This window comes from Mycobacterium sp. ST-F2 (assembly GCF_001905655.1).
In the GTDB taxonomy this organism is placed as follows: Bacteria; Actinomycetota; Actinomycetes; order Mycobacteriales; family Mycobacteriaceae; genus Mycobacterium.
Window position 1 is genome coordinate 61,515 of sequence record NZ_JMHT01000016.1, and the last position, 15,496, is coordinate 77,010.

The window sequence follows — 15,496 nt, forward strand, 5'->3', positions numbered from 1 at the left end:
TACGGTGAACACCGTCCGCGCGGGAGCGCACACCTTGGTGCGCTGAGAGGACGGCTGAATGGCGCCGTCGACCGTATGAACCTGACCGGGTAATGCCGGCGTAGGGAGTAAGCAGATGACTGCAATTGGCGTATCGCCAGCTCGTTTCAATGACCTTTCCTGCGGCCCCATCCAGGGCAGCACCAAGGTTTACCGGGAGCTTCCGGGCGGTGGAAAGGTCCCGTTCCGGCGGGTCAACCTGACCACCGGCGAGCACCTCGACCTGTACGACACCTCGGGTCCGTACACCGACGAGAACGCCACCATCGACCTGGAGAAGGGCCTGCCCGCCCGTCCCGGCGTCGTCAAAGACCGCGGCACCCAGCTGCAGCGCGCGCGCAACGGTGAGATCACCGCCGAGATGGCGTTCATCGCCGAGCGCGAAGGTGTGCCCGCTGAGCTGGTGCGCGACGAGGTTGCCCGCGGTCGCGCCATCATCCCGGCCAACCACAACCATCCCGAACTCGAGCCCATGATCATCGGCAAGGCCTTCGCCGTGAAGGTCAACGCCAACATCGGCAACTCGGCCGTGACGTCGTCGATCTCCGAAGAGGTCGACAAGATGGTGTGGGCCACCCGCTGGGGCGCCGACACCATCATGGATCTCTCCACCGGCAAGGACATCCACCAGACCCGCGAATGGATCCTGCGCAACTCCCCCGTCCCGGTCGGGACCGTGCCGATCTACCAGGCGCTGGAGAAGGTCAACGGCGATCCCACCAAGCTGACGTGGGAGCTGTACCGCGACACCGTGATCGAGCAGTGCGAGCAGGGCGTCGACTACATGACGGTGCACGCCGGCGTGCTGCTGCGCTACATCCCGCTGACCGTCAAGCGCGTCACCGGCATCGTCTCCCGCGGCGGCTCGATCATGGCGGCGTGGTGCCTGGCGCACCACCAGGAGTCGTTCCTGTACACGCACTTCGAAGAGCTCTGCGACATCCTGCAGCGCTACGACGTCACCTTCTCCCTCGGTGACGGCCTGCGTCCCGGCTCCATCGCCGACGCCAACGACGAGGCCCAGTTCGCCGAGCTGACGACCCTCGGCGAGCTCACCAAGATCGCCAAATCCCACGGTGTGCAGGTGATGATCGAAGGCCCGGGCCACGTCCCGATGCACAAGATCGTCGAGAACGTCCGCCTCGAAGAGGAACTCTGCGAAGAGGCGCCGTTCTACACCCTGGGCCCGCTGGCCACCGACATCGCGCCGGCGTACGACCACATCACCTCGGCCATCGGCGCCGCGATCATCGCCCAGGCCGGTACCGCGATGCTGTGCTACGTCACCCCCAAGGAACACCTGGGCCTGCCCAACCGCAAGGACGTCAAGGACGGGGTGATCGCCTACAAGATCGCCGCGCACGCCGCCGACCTGGCCAAGGGCCACCCCGGCGCCCAGGACCGCGACAACGCATTGAGCCAGGCCCGCTTCGAGTTCCGCTGGCACGACCAGTTCGCGCTGTCGCTCGATCCGGACACCGCCCGCGAGTACCACGACGAGACGCTGCCCGCCGAGCCCGCCAAGACCGCGCACTTCTGCTCGATGTGCGGCCCGAAGTTCTGCTCCATGCGCATCACGCAGGACATCCGCGACGCCTACCCGGACGGGGTCGCCCCCGATTACGCGGACGAGATCGCGCAAGGCATGGCCGAGAAATCCCAGGAGTTCGCGGACCACGGCAACCGCGTGTATCTACCCTTGGCTCCGTGAATCTCTTGCCCTTGACCCCGCCGGGCGACACGCCCCTGCGGGTGATGACGATCGCCGGCTCCGATTCCGGCGGCGGTGCCGGTATCCAGGCCGACCTGCGTACCTTCGCGATGCTCGGCGTGCACGGCTGTGTCGCCGTCGCGGCGGTGACGGTGCAGAACTCGGTGGGGGTCAAGGGTTTTCACGAACTGCCGCTGGACATCATCAGCGGTCAGATCACCGCGGTGGCCGACGACATCGGCATCCAGGCGGCCAAGACCGGCATGCTCGCGTCGGCCGAGATCATCGGTGCGGTCGCCGAGACGTGGAGTTCGCTCGACGGTGACATCCCGCTCGTCGTCGACCCGGTGTGTGCGTCCATGCACGGCGACCCGCTGCTGCACCCGAGTGCGCTGAATTCGGTTCGCACCCAGCTGTTTCCGATCGCCACACTGGTCACCCCGAACCTCGACGAGGTCCGGCTGATCACCGGTATCGACGTGGTGGACGAGGCCAGCCAGCGTGATGCCGCCAAAGCCCTGCACAACCTCGGCCCGAAGTGGGCCCTGGTCAAGGGCGGCCATCTGCGGTCCAGCGACCACAGCCCCGACCTCCTGTACGACGGCAGCGAGTTCCACGAATTCACCACCGAGCGCATCGACACCGGCCACGACCACGGCGCCGGCGACACCCTCGCCGCGGCGACGGCTTGTGCACTGGCGCACGGTTATTCGGTGCCCGACGCGGTGGCGTTCGGCAAGAGCTGGGTGACCGAATGCCTGCGCGCGGCCTACCCGCTGGGGCACGGCCATGGTCCGGTGAACGCGCTCTTCCGGTTGCAGCATGGATCTTGAGGCCATCGCCGGCGTCGCGCACGAGCCGTCGGGCACGCCCAAGGGGACAGTGCTGCTCACCCACGGCGCCGGCAGTAACCGCGACGCGGCGCTGCTCGTCCGGCTCTGCGACGAATGGGCGCGCCACGGTTGGCTGGCCATCCGCTACGACCTGCCGTACCGGCGCCGCCGGCCGAAGGGGCCGCCGTCGAACTCGGCGGCGTCCGACCAGCAGGGCATCACCGAGGCCATCGAGTTGGCCCACACCCTGACCGACGGGCCCGTGATCGCCGGCGGCCATTCCTACGGCGGCCGGATGACGTCCATGGTGGCAGCCGCCGGGGCTGACCTGGCCCTGCTGGCGCTGTCGTCGTATCCCCTCCACCCGCCCGGTAAGCCAGAGCGGGCCCGCACCGAGCATCTGCCCCAGATCGCCGTCCCGACGGTCTTCACGCACGGCACGGCCGACCCGTTCGGCACCATCGCCGAGCTCACGGCCGCCGCTGCCCTGATCCCCGCCCCCACCGAGCTCGTGGAGATCACCGGCGCCCGCCATGACCTGGGTTCCAAGACGCTGGACGTCCCCGCGCTGGCGGCTACTAGGGCCATTGGACTCATGGCCGCAGGCGGTACCTGAGGTACCGTCTGACTATGACGACGCAGCAGTTCGACGCGGTCATCGTCGGCGCAGGATTCGCCGGTATCGGTGCGGCCATCCAGCTCAAACGCCTCGGGATCGAGAACTTCATCATCCTGGAGCGCGAGGACGACCTCGGCGGCACGTGGTACGTCAACCACTACCCCGGCCTCGCCGTCGACGTGCCGACCACCACCTACTCGTACTTCTTCGAGCCCAACCCGAACTGGTCGCGGCTGTTCACCCCGGGCCCGGAGATCAAGCGGTACGCCGACGACGTCGCGGCCAAGTACGACGTGCGCCGGCACATCCGATTCAACGTCGTCGTCAACGGGGCCCGCTGGGACGAGGAAGCCTCACTGTGGCGCATCAGCGTCGCCGACGGCGAAACCCTCAGCGCCCGCTACCTGATCACCGCCACCGGGTTCCTGTCGCAGCCGAACATCCCGGCGATTCCGGGTATCGAGACGTTCGAAGGCCGCGTCATCCACACCACCGACTGGGACGACGACTACGACCCCGCGGGCAAGCGCGTCGCGGTCATCGGTACCGGTGCCACCGCGGTGCAGCTGATTCCCGAGCTGGCCAAGACCGCCGCCGATCTGACGGTGTTCCAGCGCACGCCGATCTGGGTGGTGCCCAAGATCGACCCGCGGTTCGGCGCCCGGGCCAAGAAGATGTTCGCCCGCTTCCCGTTGACGCAGCGCGTACTTCGCTGGCTCACCGACTCGATCTACGAGGTCATGGTGTCCGTCGGCGTCCGCCACTACGGCATGTTCCGGGGCCGCTTCAACATCTCGGCATCCGACCTGTCGAAGATGCACCGGTTCTTCGTCATCCGCGACAAGGATCTGAGGCGCCGGCTGACCCCGGACTACGACTTCGGTTGCAAGCGGCCGACTTTCAGCAACGGCTACTACCAGGCCTTCAACCGGCCCAACGTGCACCTGCAGGACGCGGGCATCGACCACATCGTCGCCGACGGCATCATCGGCAACGACGGCGTCAAGGTTGAGATCGACACCCTGGTGCTCGCAACGGGTTTCGACCTGTGGGAGGCCAACTTCCCCGCCATCGAGGTGATCGGCCGCGAGGGCCGCGATCTCGGAAAGTGGTGGCGCGAAACGCGGTTCCAGGCCTACCAGGGCGTGTCGATGCCGTACTTCCCGAACTACCTGAGCCTGGCCAGCCCGTACGCCTTCCTGGGGTTGAACTTCTTCAACACCATGGAGTACCAGATGCGGCTGATGGACCGGCTTTTCACCGAAGTCAAGGCGCGCGGGGCGACGACGTTCGAGGTCACCGAGGAAGCCAACACCGCCTTCCTGGACCGGATGACCGAACTGCTCGGCGACTCGCTGTTCACGCTGGGCAACTGCGCCAGCGCCCACTCGTACTATTTCAATCCCGCGGGTGAGCCCACGCTGCTGCGGCCGTCGTCGACCGAGACGGCGATCCGGGAAGCGTCCGAATTTCCGTTGAGCGACTACAAGATTTCGTGATCAGAGAGGACCACAGGTGACCGACGCCGCTGAGAACACCGCTGGGAAGAAGAGCCTGCTGACCGGCATCCTGCTGGCACTGGCCGGGGTGGCGCACTTCGTCAAGCCGGACCTGTTCAAGGGCATCACCGCGACGGCGTTCCCGCAGGACATCGACAAGCATCTGCAGATCAACGGGTCCATCGAGACGGCGCTCGGCGTCGGTCTGATCGTGCCCCAGACCCGCAAGGTCGCCACCGTCGGTGCTATCGGCTACGTCCTGTACCTGGCCGCGAACGTCATTCGCAACCGCGCCTGACTACGCCGTGGCGGGCAGGTGCTTGGACCAGCCCGCGGCGCAGACGACGGTACAGCCCGCCGCCAGTAGACCGACCACGGTGAGCATCGTCGGGTAGCTGACGTAGTGGGCCAACGCTGCCAGCACCGCCGGCAGCAGGAAACCGACGTACGCCAGCGAGTAATAGACGCCAGAAACCCCAGCCAGCTCATGGGGTTTGGCGATGCGCTGAATCTCCAGCAGCCCGGACACGATGGCGATGCCGTAGGCGCTGCCCAGCAGCATGGCCACCAACACCGCGATGGCCGGTGACCGCGTGACGGCGGTGGCGACCGCGGCGAACACCCCGGCCGACATCAGCACCATCGACACCACCACCGCGCGGGCGCTGGAATGGTCGTCCAATCGCCTCGCGATCGGCTGCACCAGCACGCCGCACGCCAGCGTCAGCACCGTCAAGCCCGCGGTGTACAGCAGCGCCCAGGAACCCAGCCGATCGGCCACGAGGGCCGGCACGATGGCGTACGCGATGGCCGCGGAGCCGAACACCCACGGCGCCATCGGGGCCACCACGCGGACGAAGCGGCGGTGCGTCGCGGCCGGAACTCGCAACTGGGACAACAGGTCTCCGCTGACCCGCGCGCCGCGGGTCTCCACCGTCCGGGTCAGCACCAGCCAGAGCGCCGGCACACACAGCGCCGCCTGCACCAGATACGTCAGGGTCAGGGGCAACGGCGCGAACTGCGCCAGCAGGCCCGAACACAGCGGCCCGATGGCCAGCCCGAGCGACAGCCAGATCGAGGCCCGGCGCGCGCCGGCGCCGGTCGCGGCCGAGTCATACGGCGGCGCGGACAGCTCGGCGATCCAGGTCGAGCCGACCGCCATTGCGACGCCCACACTCAGCCCGCAAAGCAGCCGACCCATGAAAAGTGCTGGGAATCTGCCGAGTTCGCCTGTGGCGAGGATCAGGCTGCCCAGCGCCGAGCTAATCAGCCCGGCAACCATCAACGGCCGGCGGCCATAGCGGTTCGACATCGCCGCGGCGACCAGCAGCCCGGGGATCAGACCCAGCACGTAGGCGCCCAGCAGGACGTCGACGTCCACGCGGGAGTACCCGGCGCGGTGCACGTACTCGATCAGCATCGGCGTGAATTGGTTTCCGCCCCAACCGATGCAGAAGACACCGGCGGCGACCGCGAGCCAGGGCCTCATCGGAGCACCACCTCGTAGGTCGACTCGAGGTGCGCGAGCAGACGGGCGTCGAACGCCGCCGCGTCGCGGGTCCCGATGGCCTGGGCCAGTTCGGCATGCTCGGCGATGAGCCGGTCGACGAGGCTCCTGTCGGCCTGCACGGCGTCGGCCATCATGCGACGCTGCCGGTCCCCCAGCGAGCCGTAGAAACGCTGCGCGATGCAGTTGCCCGCCGCATCGACGATGTGCCGGTGAAAGGCGTCGTCGAGTTCGGCGAAGCGCACCAGGTCGGCGGCAGCACCGCGCTGCTGGTCGATCAGGCGGGCGAGTTCGGCAGACGCCGCCTGCGCGGTGGTTTCGGAGCGGCAGAGCCGGCGCACGGCGCTGCCCTCCAGCGCCAGGCGCATCTCGAGCAGATCAGTGGCTTCCCGCGGCGGGATGGGCACAACGACCGCGCCCCGGCGGGGCAGCAGGTCGAGCAGGTCCTCCGCGGCCAGGCGTAGGAAGGCCTCGTGCACCGGCGTCCGGCTCACTCCCAGTTCGGCCGCGACCTCGACCTCGCTCAGCAGTTGGCCACCCTTGACCGCACCGACCAGGATCTTTGCCTTGGTATCCCGGTAGGCGCGCTCGCTGGCGGGAGTCTGCTCGATGGCCATCTGACAACGGTAGCAACTTGCATGCAAGGTTGCATACAAGCAGTGACGGACCTAACTCAGGGCCTGATCAGTGCTGCTGCGGCCCGAAGTTGTTGAAGCCGCCGCGCTCGCGCGGCTGCGGCTGGTAGACCGTCGAGGTCTGCACCGACGTCGACGTTTCCGTCGAGGTCTGCACCGACGTCGAGGTCTCGGTCTGCGTCTGGGTCTCGGTCTGGGTGGCCGTCTCGGTGTTGGTCACCGTCTCCGGAGCGGGCGCCGGCGCCTGCTGCTGACCGCCGCCCGCGCTACCGCCGCCACCACCGCCGTGGTGCTGCTTGGCCGTCGTCGTGGTGGTCGTGGTGCTCGACGGGGTGACTGTCACGGTGGCCGGCGCGTTGTTGCCCTGCGAACCACAGGCGACGGTCAGCCCGCCCATGGCCACGACAGTCACGGTGCCGGCAACGGCCGACCAACGGCGATAGGTGCTTTTCATGGGCACCATTACTAACCCGGCAACCTGGCAACCGGACTCACAGGAACGGCGATTCCAGTTATGCAGTAGCTGTGAAACTCGGCTACTTGCCTGCTTGCCGGTGTCGTTCGTCGTGCAACGGCACACCGTTGGGGCCCGTCAGCGACTGCGCGTACGTGCCGACCGCAAACGCGACGGTGGGTCCGGTCACGGCCAGCGCCGCGCGGTTCAGCTGCTCGACGGTATCGCCCTTCGGCCCGTACCCGGGATCGAAAGCGGCGCCCGCCTGTCCGCCCCACAAGCGCGCCTGGATCGGTGATTTCCGCTGCGACGTGCCGGTCGAGATGCCGCCGACCGGAATCCCGGCGGTGAGGAACGGACCGTAGCCACTGCCCAGATCCATCGTCATGTCGGCGGGCCGCTTGCCGGCGAGATACAGATATCCGGCCAGCGTGCGCTCGAGCCCGGCCGACCCGGCGGGCACCGCGTCAAGCGGGATCTCAGGGTTCGCCTGGCCGGACTGGTCGCCGTCGAACGTGAAGAACCCGGCGTTGGGTGAACCGAGGATGTCGAAATCCAGATACAGCGCAATGTCATTCAGCGGTTCGGCAGCCAACCCGCGCACGTACTTGGTGGCGCCTTCCTGACCCACGGCGCCCGAACCCCAGAACGTGAACCGCACCGCGTTCTCGATCTTCGGCGAGCCGCCCAGCGCTGCGGCCGTCTCCAGCAGTGCCGACACCCCGGTTGCCGCGTCATTGATGCCCGCGCTCGTCGGCGCGCTGTCGAGGTGCGCGCCCGCCAGCACGACGCTGTGCTGGTCGCCGGTCTTGGTCTGAGCCAAGACGTTTCGCGATTTCACACCGGTGTTCTTGGCGTCGAGGGTGAGCTTCACCGGGCTGTTGGTTTTCAGCAGTACGGCATCGGCGTCCTTGCCGATGATGCCCACCGGCGTGTTGAGGTGTTCGTAGTAGCCGGGGCTGAACAGCCCGCGCGGGGCGCCGTTCGCGCTGGGCGGGCTGACCACCAGCACCGCGACCGCGCCGCGGGCCACCGCCGCATTCTGCTTGTCGACCACCGAGCACACCGCGTCGTCGACCACCGCGATGGCTCCCCGCAGGTTGAGGGTGCCGTAATCGTCCGGAGCGCAACCGGCCGGCTTGACAGGGTGCAACGTCGGCGCGGTCAGGCCGCCGGGCGCCGTGGACGTCAACAGCGAGGCCTGCACGACCCCCCACCGACGGCCACCGACGTCGAGCACCGGATTGCCGGGGGCACCGCGTTCCACGCGCACATACTCGGGGGTCTGCACGTCGAACCCTTTGTCCCGCAGCAGGTTCGCGACGTAGTCGACGCTGGCCTGGTAGCCGGGGGTGCCGTCGGCGCGGGTGCCCTTGTTCTCCGCCGCGATGGCGGCGAACTTCCTCAGATGCGTGTAGATGCCGTCGGTGCCCACCCTGCCGGCCAGATCGCGCGCGAGATCAGGCGCGGGCGGCGGCGGTGGGGCCGGTAGCTGCGGCGGTGGTGCACACGACGCCAGAACAGCGGTCAGCAGCCCGGCGGCCAGTGCCCGCCTCATGATGCCGAGACCACGTGCCGGGTCCGGTCATCGCGGACCGGAACGCCGTTGCGGCCACTCAAATCCTGGGCGTACCGCCCCACCCCGAAAGCCACTCCACGACCCATGATGTCCATTGCCGTGCGGTTGATGTGCGCCAAGTCGTCCGTCTTCTTGTGGTAGTTGGAGTCGAAAGGTTTTCCGGCGGTGCCGCCCCACAGCCGGGCCTGCTCGTCGTTCATGTTTTCCTCGTCGCCGGTGCCCAACCCACCCGCCGGGATACCGGCCTTGGTGAAGGCGTCGTAGTCCGACCGTCCGTTGAACGGGTAGTCCTGAGGCGGCTTACCGGCATCGGACAGATACGCCGTGAAGGTGCGATCGATTCCCGCCGAGCCCTCCGGGATACGCGGCACCAGGTCGTCGGCCAGCGGCGGGCCGGACAGGTTGCCGTCGTAACTGAAATAGCCGGCGTTCTCCGAGGCCAGCATGTCGAAATTCAGATACAGCGCAATGTCTTTGAGCGCCTCGACGTCGAGGGATTCGATGTATCGGTCAGAGCCGATCGTGCCCTCCTCCTCGGCGCCCCAGAACGCGAACCGCACCGCGTTCGCGATCTGCGGGGCGCTGCCCAGCTGCAATGCCGTCTCCAGGACCGCGGCCACGCCGGAGCCGTTGTCGTTGATCCCCGGCCCTTCCTTGACGCTGTCCAGATGTGCACCGACCATCACGACGTCATGCTCGGACCCGGTCTTGGTCTGGGCTATCACGTTGCGGGTGTGGTCAACCCGCACACCGGCATCCAGCTTGAGGGTCACCGGCCCCGGCGCGGCCCGCAGCCGGGCCCCGGCGGCCTTCGGGATCAGTACCACGGGAATCTTCACCGTCGCCTTGGCACCCAGGGTGCCCCCGCGCGCGGGGGCACCCGCGTCGTCGACGTCGTCCTTGTTGTCGGCCACCACCAGCGCGACCGCGCCGAGGACTGCCGCCGTCGCTTCCTTCACCGCGAAGGTGCACGTGCCACGGTCGACCAACACGACCGCGCCCTTGATCGGAAGGCCGTCGTAATCGGCGCTGTTGCAGCCTGATCCGGGACCGCCCTTGACCGGCACCAGCGGTGCGGTGAGACCGGGGGTGCCCACCGAATACTCCAGCGCCCGCGCCGGTATCCGTGCGCCGGCCACGGTCAGTTCAGGCGTGTTGTTGTACGCCACCTTGACTTCCATATCCGGAGTGACGACGTCGAAACCCTTGGCGCGCAGCGCATTCGCGACGTAGTCCACGCTCGCGTCGTAACCAGGTGTGCCGAACGCCCGGTTCCCACCGTGAGCGTCGGCGATGGCCTGCAGCTTGGCCAGGTGACCGGTCGTCGCCTCGACCGTCACGCTCTTGGACAGCTCGCCGGCGAAGTCATCGGCCGTAGGCTCCGATCGGCCGCACCCCGAGATGCCGACCGCCAGCACGAGCGCGAGCGCGACGCGGGTGCGGACCATGGGCACCACCGTAGCGTGCAGGCTCACAGAAACCGATGCACCGGGCCAGATGGCGAAGCTGGTGGCCGTTCCCGAACGCCCGCAGTGGATGAGCTGAACCGTTTCGGTGGAAGCGCAGCAAACATCAACCGAAATCGGGTATACGGATTCAGTGGACAATCCACCCGGGCCGACCATCTGCCTCAACATGATCGTGCGCAACGAAGCACACATCGTCACCGAGGTGCTCGATGCGGTCGCGCCCTATATCAGCTACTGGGTCATCGTGGATACCGGCTCCGCCGATGGCACCCAGGAGACGATCCGAAATCACATGGCGCATCTCGGAGTCCCCGGGGAGGTCCACGAACGCAGATGGCGCAATCTCGGCGAAAACCGTTCCGAAGCACTGCAGCTCGCCCATGGCCACAGTGACTACATCTGGGTCATGGACGCCGACGACACCGTCCGCGGCCGGCCCGACTTCACGCGACTCTCCGCCGACGTCTACTCCATGCGGATCAGCGACGGGCTGCTGTACTGGCGGCGGCAGCTATTTCGCGACGGCCTCCCGTGGCGATACATCGGCGTCGTCCACGAATACGCCGACTGCACTGAGCCGTTCCACGAGGAGCGCCTCGAAGGCGACTACTTCATCGAGTCCCGCCGACTCGGCGCCCGTAACAACGATCCGCGAAAGTACGAGCGGGATCGCGACCTGTTGCTGGTGGAGGTGCAGCGCGACCCGACGAACGAACGTTCGGCCTTCTACCTCGCCGAAAGCTATTTCAACCTGGGTGATTTCGCCAACGCCCGAATCTGGTCGGGCCGGCGCGCCGAGATGGGCGGCTGGGACGAAGAGACGTTTTACGCCCTATGCCAGGTGGCCCGGTCGATGTGCCGCCTGGGCGAACCGTGGCCGCAGGTCTTGGATGCTTACCTGCGGGCTTGGGCGTTCCGGCCTACCCGCGCTGAGCCGCTACATGCCATCGCCGCCGAGTACCGTGCCCGGGGCGAGTATCAGCTCGGTTATCTCTTCGCACGATGCGCAGCGGAGATACCGCTTCCGGAGGCAGACATCCTGTTCGTCGATTCGTCCGTCTACCAATGGCGTGCCCTCGATGAACAATCCGTCTGCGCATCATGGACCGGCCGGCACGCAGAATCGTTTGCGTTGTGCCGTCAGCTGCTCGCCCGTACTGACATCAACGGCGAGGACCGCAGCCGAATAGCGAGGAACCGCGATCAGTCCGTTCCGGCGCTGCTCGAAGCCGCGTCGGCATACCCTGAAGCATTGGTACACAACATGTCCAGCCACCAGCGGGGTGCCGCGGTGACGATCAGCCTGCTCGCGGGACCGGACATCCGAACAACCCAACTGGCGCTCAACACATTCATGAACTGCTGTCTGGACGTAGGCCAGGCACATCGATTCCTGGTGCTCGACACCGGTCTCGCCGGCCGAGACCGGGCACTCTTGTTGGAGCAGTACCCCTTCCTAGAATTCGTCGATCACACCCCTCGACGGAACCACTGGCAGAACTCAGCGCACTGCGCGAGCACATCAATGGCCGCTACTGGTTCCATCTCGACCAGGGGTGGCTGTTCTTCGCCCCCGAGAATTTGGTCGGCAGGATGCGGGCAGTCCTCAACGCCGAGCCGACCGTCGTTCAGGTAGGCGTCAACTTCGCTGACGCACAATCCATCTCCGGCGTGTACGCACGAAACGACATAGTCTTGCGGACCGCTGAAGGCCACCGATACGTCGTCGTCGATGACGCCACCCGCGGTCCGGCGATGATCGACCTATGGCGTCTGGACGCCAAACCCGCAGCTGGGCCACGAACAACCGCCCTTGACGAGGTGTTCTGCATCAAGGGCGGTTGATCGTTCGCGGTTTATCCGCCGGCGCCACCTGCACCGCCGGCACCTCCACCGCCACCGGCACCACCAGCGCCGCCGCTCACACCGAACGTCGCATGGCCCGCGGAGCCGGTGCTGCCCGCGCTGCCGGCAGCACCTGTGTGTCCGGCGCTTCCTGCCGCACCCGCAGTGCCACCGGCGCCAGTGGCGCCCGTACTTCCGGACGCGCCGGTCTTTCCGGGCGTTCCGGCTGCGCCGGTGCTGCCTGTCGCTCCGGTCGCGCCTGTCGCACCCTTCGCGCCGGTGGCACCTGTGCTGCCGGCCGTGCCGCCGGACCCAATTCCCAAGCCGCCCAACAAACCGCCACCACCGCCGGCGCCCGCAGCGCCGCCGGTACCACCCGTGCCGCCCACGCCGCCCTGGCCGCCGTTGCCTCCGGCACCAGGCGCACCGCCGGCCCACCGGTTGCACCGCCGCCACCGGCACCACCAACGCCGGCCGCGCCGCCGGTACCACCCGTACCGCCGGTGCCACCCTTACCACCCGCACCGCCGGTGCCACCCGCACCACCTGCGATCGCGAAGGGCAGCGGGGCAATCGGCGAGATGCCGTCGCCACCGGCGCCACCGGTACCGCCGGTGCCACCGGTACCGCCGGTACCGCCCGTGCCACCAGTCCCACCGGAACCGCCCGTGCCGCCTGCGCCACCATTGCCGCCTGCGCCACCATTGCCACCATTGCCACCCGTGCCGCCGGTGCCACCCGAACCGCCGGTGCCACCGGTTCCGCCGGTGCCACCAATACCGCCGTCACCACCTTGGCCGCCGCCACCGAACAACGTGAGCAGGCCGGCACTGCCACCGGCACCACCGGCACCACCGGCACCGGCCGCAGTACCCTGCAGACCCGTCCCACCGGCACCACCGCCGCCGCCGGAGCCGCCCGGCGTACCGGCACCACCGGTTCCGCCGGTGCCACCGGTTCCGCCAGTGCCACCGGTACCACCAGTGCCGCCTGAAGCACCCGCGCCACCCGCGGCGCCCGCACCACCGGTGCCACCAGTGCCGCCCTTCAACCCGATCAATACAAAGTCGCTGCCCTTGGAGCCGGTCGCGCCGGCAGTGCCCGCAGTTCCCGCGGTGCCCGCGGTACCTGCCGCGCCGGCTGCGCCTGCGGCTCCGGTAGCGCCGGTCGCACCTGCCGTACCGGTCGCGCCGTCGGTGCCAGCAACGCCGTCACCGCCCGCGCCGCCGGTGACGCCAGTCGCACCGAAGCCACCTGCGCCGCCATTACCGCCCTTGCCGCCGGTCCCGAACAGCCCGAGCAGACCCATGTTTCCGCCCTTGCCGCCGTTACTGCCGGCCAGGACGTCGGTGCCGTCGGCGCCGTTGCCGCCTCGGCCGCCACTACCGAACAGCAGACCTGCTGCGCCGCCGTCACCGCCGTTGACTCCTGCATCGGTGCTGTCCCAGCCTGCGCCGCCGTCACCGAACAAGATGCCACCGGCTTGGCCGTTCGGGTGCGCAGCCGTACCTGCCGCGCCGTTACAGATCAGACCGCACGGACTGTCCAATGGGTCCGGCGTCGTCGGGGCGAACGGCTTGATGAGCGCTTTCGGTCCCGGCGGCGACGCGTTCGCCCCGAACAACCCGGTCAACCACCACAAGGGGTTGTTCGGATCCTGCGCAGGCGCCAGCGGGAAGCTGAAATCGGTGAGTTCAACCGCTCGCGGCGACGCTGTGAGCGCGTCCACCGCGCCTGGCGGAATCGCCATTACGATGCCGGCACTCGCGGCTGCGACGCCCAAGGCACCGGTCGCGAGATAATTGACGGACCTCAAGGTCCTGCCGGACTTTTGTTTGCGATGCTTGGACACGATCGAATCCCCTTTGGATTCAGAGCGTTTTGCCGCCCCGCGCTCGGCCTATTGGAAATTACCATGTTTGCCCACTAGCCAACAGATTCCTCAAAAAATCCGCATAAACGCACGTGGAGTGCTGATATTGCTACTGCATAGTAAATATTTGCAGTTTGCAGGAAGAAGGTTTATTAACTATCGCGATTGAATATTTTTAATCGGTCTCATACGCCTCATGCGCCACTCCATGTTCTCCGCTACACGAAAATGGAAACGCGCGGCAGAGAGTCGACTTTGCAAACAAATCTATGCTCGGCCAATCGTGAAAAGACGGGGTGGTTTCCATTTTCTGCGGACGGCATCTTCTTTTGCGGGTGCGGCATCGAGGCGGCGGTCGACCATTGTCGATGCCGCCATCGAGGACACCGATCACGCCAAGTTCGAAGCAAAACGCAAGGGCGGCAACGCCCATCGCGATGGCAGGGAAGGTACATGCTGAGGCTCTCGCGTCGTTTGGCTCGCTACGTGACGGGGATCAGTGCTTTATGCCGATGAGGAGGCGATCGCACCACTATGGAAGGGCAAACGCTTTCCGATGGAAGCGTGCACCGCGCCGACAAGGCGATGTACCGCGCGCGCCGAGCAAGCTGAGAATGGCCTACGTTTCCCGCCGCATACCTACAACCTGCGTTCGGGCGGCGTAGAGGAATGACGCGGGTCTGCGTCGGATCGGTGCCGAGGGGTGGCCGAATGTACCGACAAGAATCGGGTTTCGCCCGAACCTGTCGCTTTGGCCTGATACATGGCGGCATCGGCCTGGCGTAGAAGATCGGTGGGCGTTGTTGGCCGGGTCGGGTCGACGCCGGCAACGCCGATACTGGCGCTGACGGCGATGGTGTGCTCATCGGTGACGATTGGGTTCTCGAGGGCGTGGTGCAGCCGCCGAGCGATCTGCTGAAGGTCTGCGGCGCTGGCTGGTGCAGCGACGAGCACCACGAATTCGTCGCCGCCGACACGGGCGAGGGTGTCGGTCGCGCGGATCGCCCCCTGGAGACGCTCAGCGCAGGCTTGCAACACCACATCGCCAACGTGGTGCCCCAGCGAGTCATTAATCCGTTTGAGTTGATCGATGTCGATGAACATCAGCGCCGCCAGATGAGGGTGGTCGCTGGGCGTCATGGCCGCAGTGATCATCGCCAGGGCGCGGCCACGATTGGGTAGCCCGGTGAGCGTGTCGTGGTGCGCCGCGCGGCGCAGATGCAGATTGGTCAGGTGCTCGGTGGTGACGTCAGTGAGCGACATGACAATCGGCGAACGTTCGGGTTCATCGGGGTTGAGCAAGGTTGTGGTGAACGAAATCCAGGATTGATGGCCATCGTCGCGACGCAGGCCGAGAACCTGCGCGTAGACGGGCTGCCCGGTGCGCAAGGTGATGTTGGCCGGCCGCTGCGGGGCAGGCACCATGTTTCCCT

At 67.2% G+C, this 15,496-nt stretch carries 14 protein-coding genes and 1 riboswitch; of the genes, 7 read left to right on the plus strand and 7 right to left on the minus strand.

Going from position 1 to position 15,496, the window contains the following annotated elements; translation table 11 throughout:
* Window positions 1–9: 9 nt before the first annotated feature.
* A riboswitch (TPP riboswitch) is annotated at window positions 10–124 on the plus strand.
* The 5 genes from thiC (at window position 116) to EB75_RS07195 (ending at window position 4,999) form a co-directional block, all read left to right on the plus strand.
* Window positions 116–1,750 (plus strand): phosphomethylpyrimidine synthase ThiC, encoded by a 1,635-nt coding sequence (gene thiC, locus EB75_RS07175; protein WP_073694815.1) that lies wholly within the window; start codon window positions 116–118, stop codon window positions 1,748–1,750. (Overlaps the previous riboswitch by 9 nt.)
* Window positions 1,747–2,583, plus strand: a complete 837-nt coding sequence (gene thiD, locus EB75_RS07180) for a bifunctional hydroxymethylpyrimidine kinase/phosphomethylpyrimidine kinase (RefSeq protein ID WP_083612046.1) — start codon at window positions 1,747–1,749, stop codon at window positions 2,581–2,583. The genes thiC and thiD overlap by 4 nt, the downstream gene beginning before the upstream one ends.
* Window positions 2,573–3,199, plus strand: a complete 627-nt coding sequence (locus EB75_RS07185; protein WP_073694762.1) for an alpha/beta hydrolase family protein — start codon at window positions 2,573–2,575, stop codon at window positions 3,197–3,199. The genes thiD and EB75_RS07185 overlap by 11 nt, the downstream gene beginning before the upstream one ends.
* A 14-nt stretch (window positions 3,200–3,213) precedes the next feature.
* Window positions 3,214–4,701 carry a flavin-containing monooxygenase gene (locus tag EB75_RS07190; protein ID WP_073694763.1) on the plus strand — a complete coding sequence of 496 codons (1,488 nt, stop codon included), beginning with the start codon at window positions 3,214–3,216 and terminating at the stop codon, window positions 4,699–4,701.
* Window positions 4,702–4,717: 16 nt separating this feature from the next.
* Window positions 4,718–4,999 carry a DoxX-related protein gene (locus tag EB75_RS07195; RefSeq protein ID WP_073694764.1) on the plus strand — a complete coding sequence of 94 codons (282 nt, stop codon included), beginning with the start codon at window positions 4,718–4,720 and terminating at the stop codon, window positions 4,997–4,999.
* Here EB75_RS07195 and EB75_RS07200 read toward each other — a convergent pair whose 3' ends face one another.
* From EB75_RS07200 to EB75_RS07220, 5 genes are all read right to left on the minus strand, one after another.
* Window positions 5,000–6,190: an MFS transporter gene (locus EB75_RS07200; RefSeq protein ID WP_073694765.1), complete on the minus strand. Its 1,191-nt coding sequence runs from the start codon at window positions 6,188–6,190 to the stop codon at window positions 5,000–5,002.
* Window positions 6,187–6,825, minus strand: a complete 639-nt coding sequence (locus EB75_RS07205) for a GntR family transcriptional regulator (RefSeq protein WP_142239473.1) — start codon at window positions 6,823–6,825, stop codon at window positions 6,187–6,189. The genes EB75_RS07200 and EB75_RS07205 overlap by 4 nt, the downstream gene beginning before the upstream one ends.
* 67 nt (window positions 6,826–6,892) lie before the next feature.
* Entirely contained in the window at window positions 6,893–7,297 is a 405-nt protein-coding gene (locus EB75_RS29220) for a hypothetical protein (protein WP_162563420.1), read from the minus strand.
* Window positions 7,298–7,379: 82 nt separating this feature from the next.
* Complete coding sequence (locus EB75_RS07215; RefSeq protein ID WP_073694766.1) at window positions 7,380–8,855, minus strand: M28 family peptidase; 1,476 nt, start codon at window positions 8,853–8,855, stop codon at window positions 7,380–7,382.
* Window positions 8,852–10,324 carry a M28 family peptidase gene (locus EB75_RS07220; protein ID WP_073694767.1) on the minus strand — a complete coding sequence of 491 codons (1,473 nt, stop codon included), beginning with the start codon at window positions 10,322–10,324 and terminating at the stop codon, window positions 8,852–8,854. Before EB75_RS07220 ends, EB75_RS07215 begins: the two co-directional genes overlap by 4 nt.
* A gap of 151 nt (window positions 10,325–10,475) precedes the next feature.
* On the opposite strand from EB75_RS07220, the gene EB75_RS07225 reads away from it, so the two are divergent.
* Both EB75_RS07225 and EB75_RS29870 read left to right on the plus strand, forming a co-directional pair.
* Window positions 10,476–11,981 carry a tetratricopeptide repeat-containing glycosyltransferase gene (locus EB75_RS07225; protein WP_286150109.1) on the plus strand — a complete coding sequence of 502 codons (1,506 nt, stop codon included), beginning with the start codon at window positions 10,476–10,478 and terminating at the stop codon, window positions 11,979–11,981.
* Window positions 11,982–12,040: 59 nt separating this feature from the next.
* Window positions 12,041–12,190 (plus strand): hypothetical protein, encoded by a 150-nt coding sequence (locus tag EB75_RS29870; RefSeq protein ID WP_234785527.1) that lies wholly within the window; start codon window positions 12,041–12,043, stop codon window positions 12,188–12,190.
* Window positions 12,191–12,266: 76 nt separating this feature from the next.
* Here EB75_RS29870 and EB75_RS29225 read toward each other — a convergent pair whose 3' ends face one another.
* Together EB75_RS29225 and EB75_RS07235 are read right to left on the minus strand one after the other, a co-directional pair.
* Window positions 12,267–13,940, minus strand: a complete 1,674-nt coding sequence (locus EB75_RS29225) for a PGRS repeat-containing protein (RefSeq protein ID WP_064860938.1) — start codon at window positions 13,938–13,940, stop codon at window positions 12,267–12,269.
* A gap of 762 nt (window positions 13,941–14,702) precedes the next feature.
* Window positions 14,703–15,485 carry a GGDEF domain-containing protein gene (locus EB75_RS07235; protein WP_162563441.1) on the minus strand — a complete coding sequence of 261 codons (783 nt, stop codon included), beginning with the start codon at window positions 15,483–15,485 and terminating at the stop codon, window positions 14,703–14,705.
* Between the last annotated feature and the right edge of the window lie 11 nt (window positions 15,486–15,496).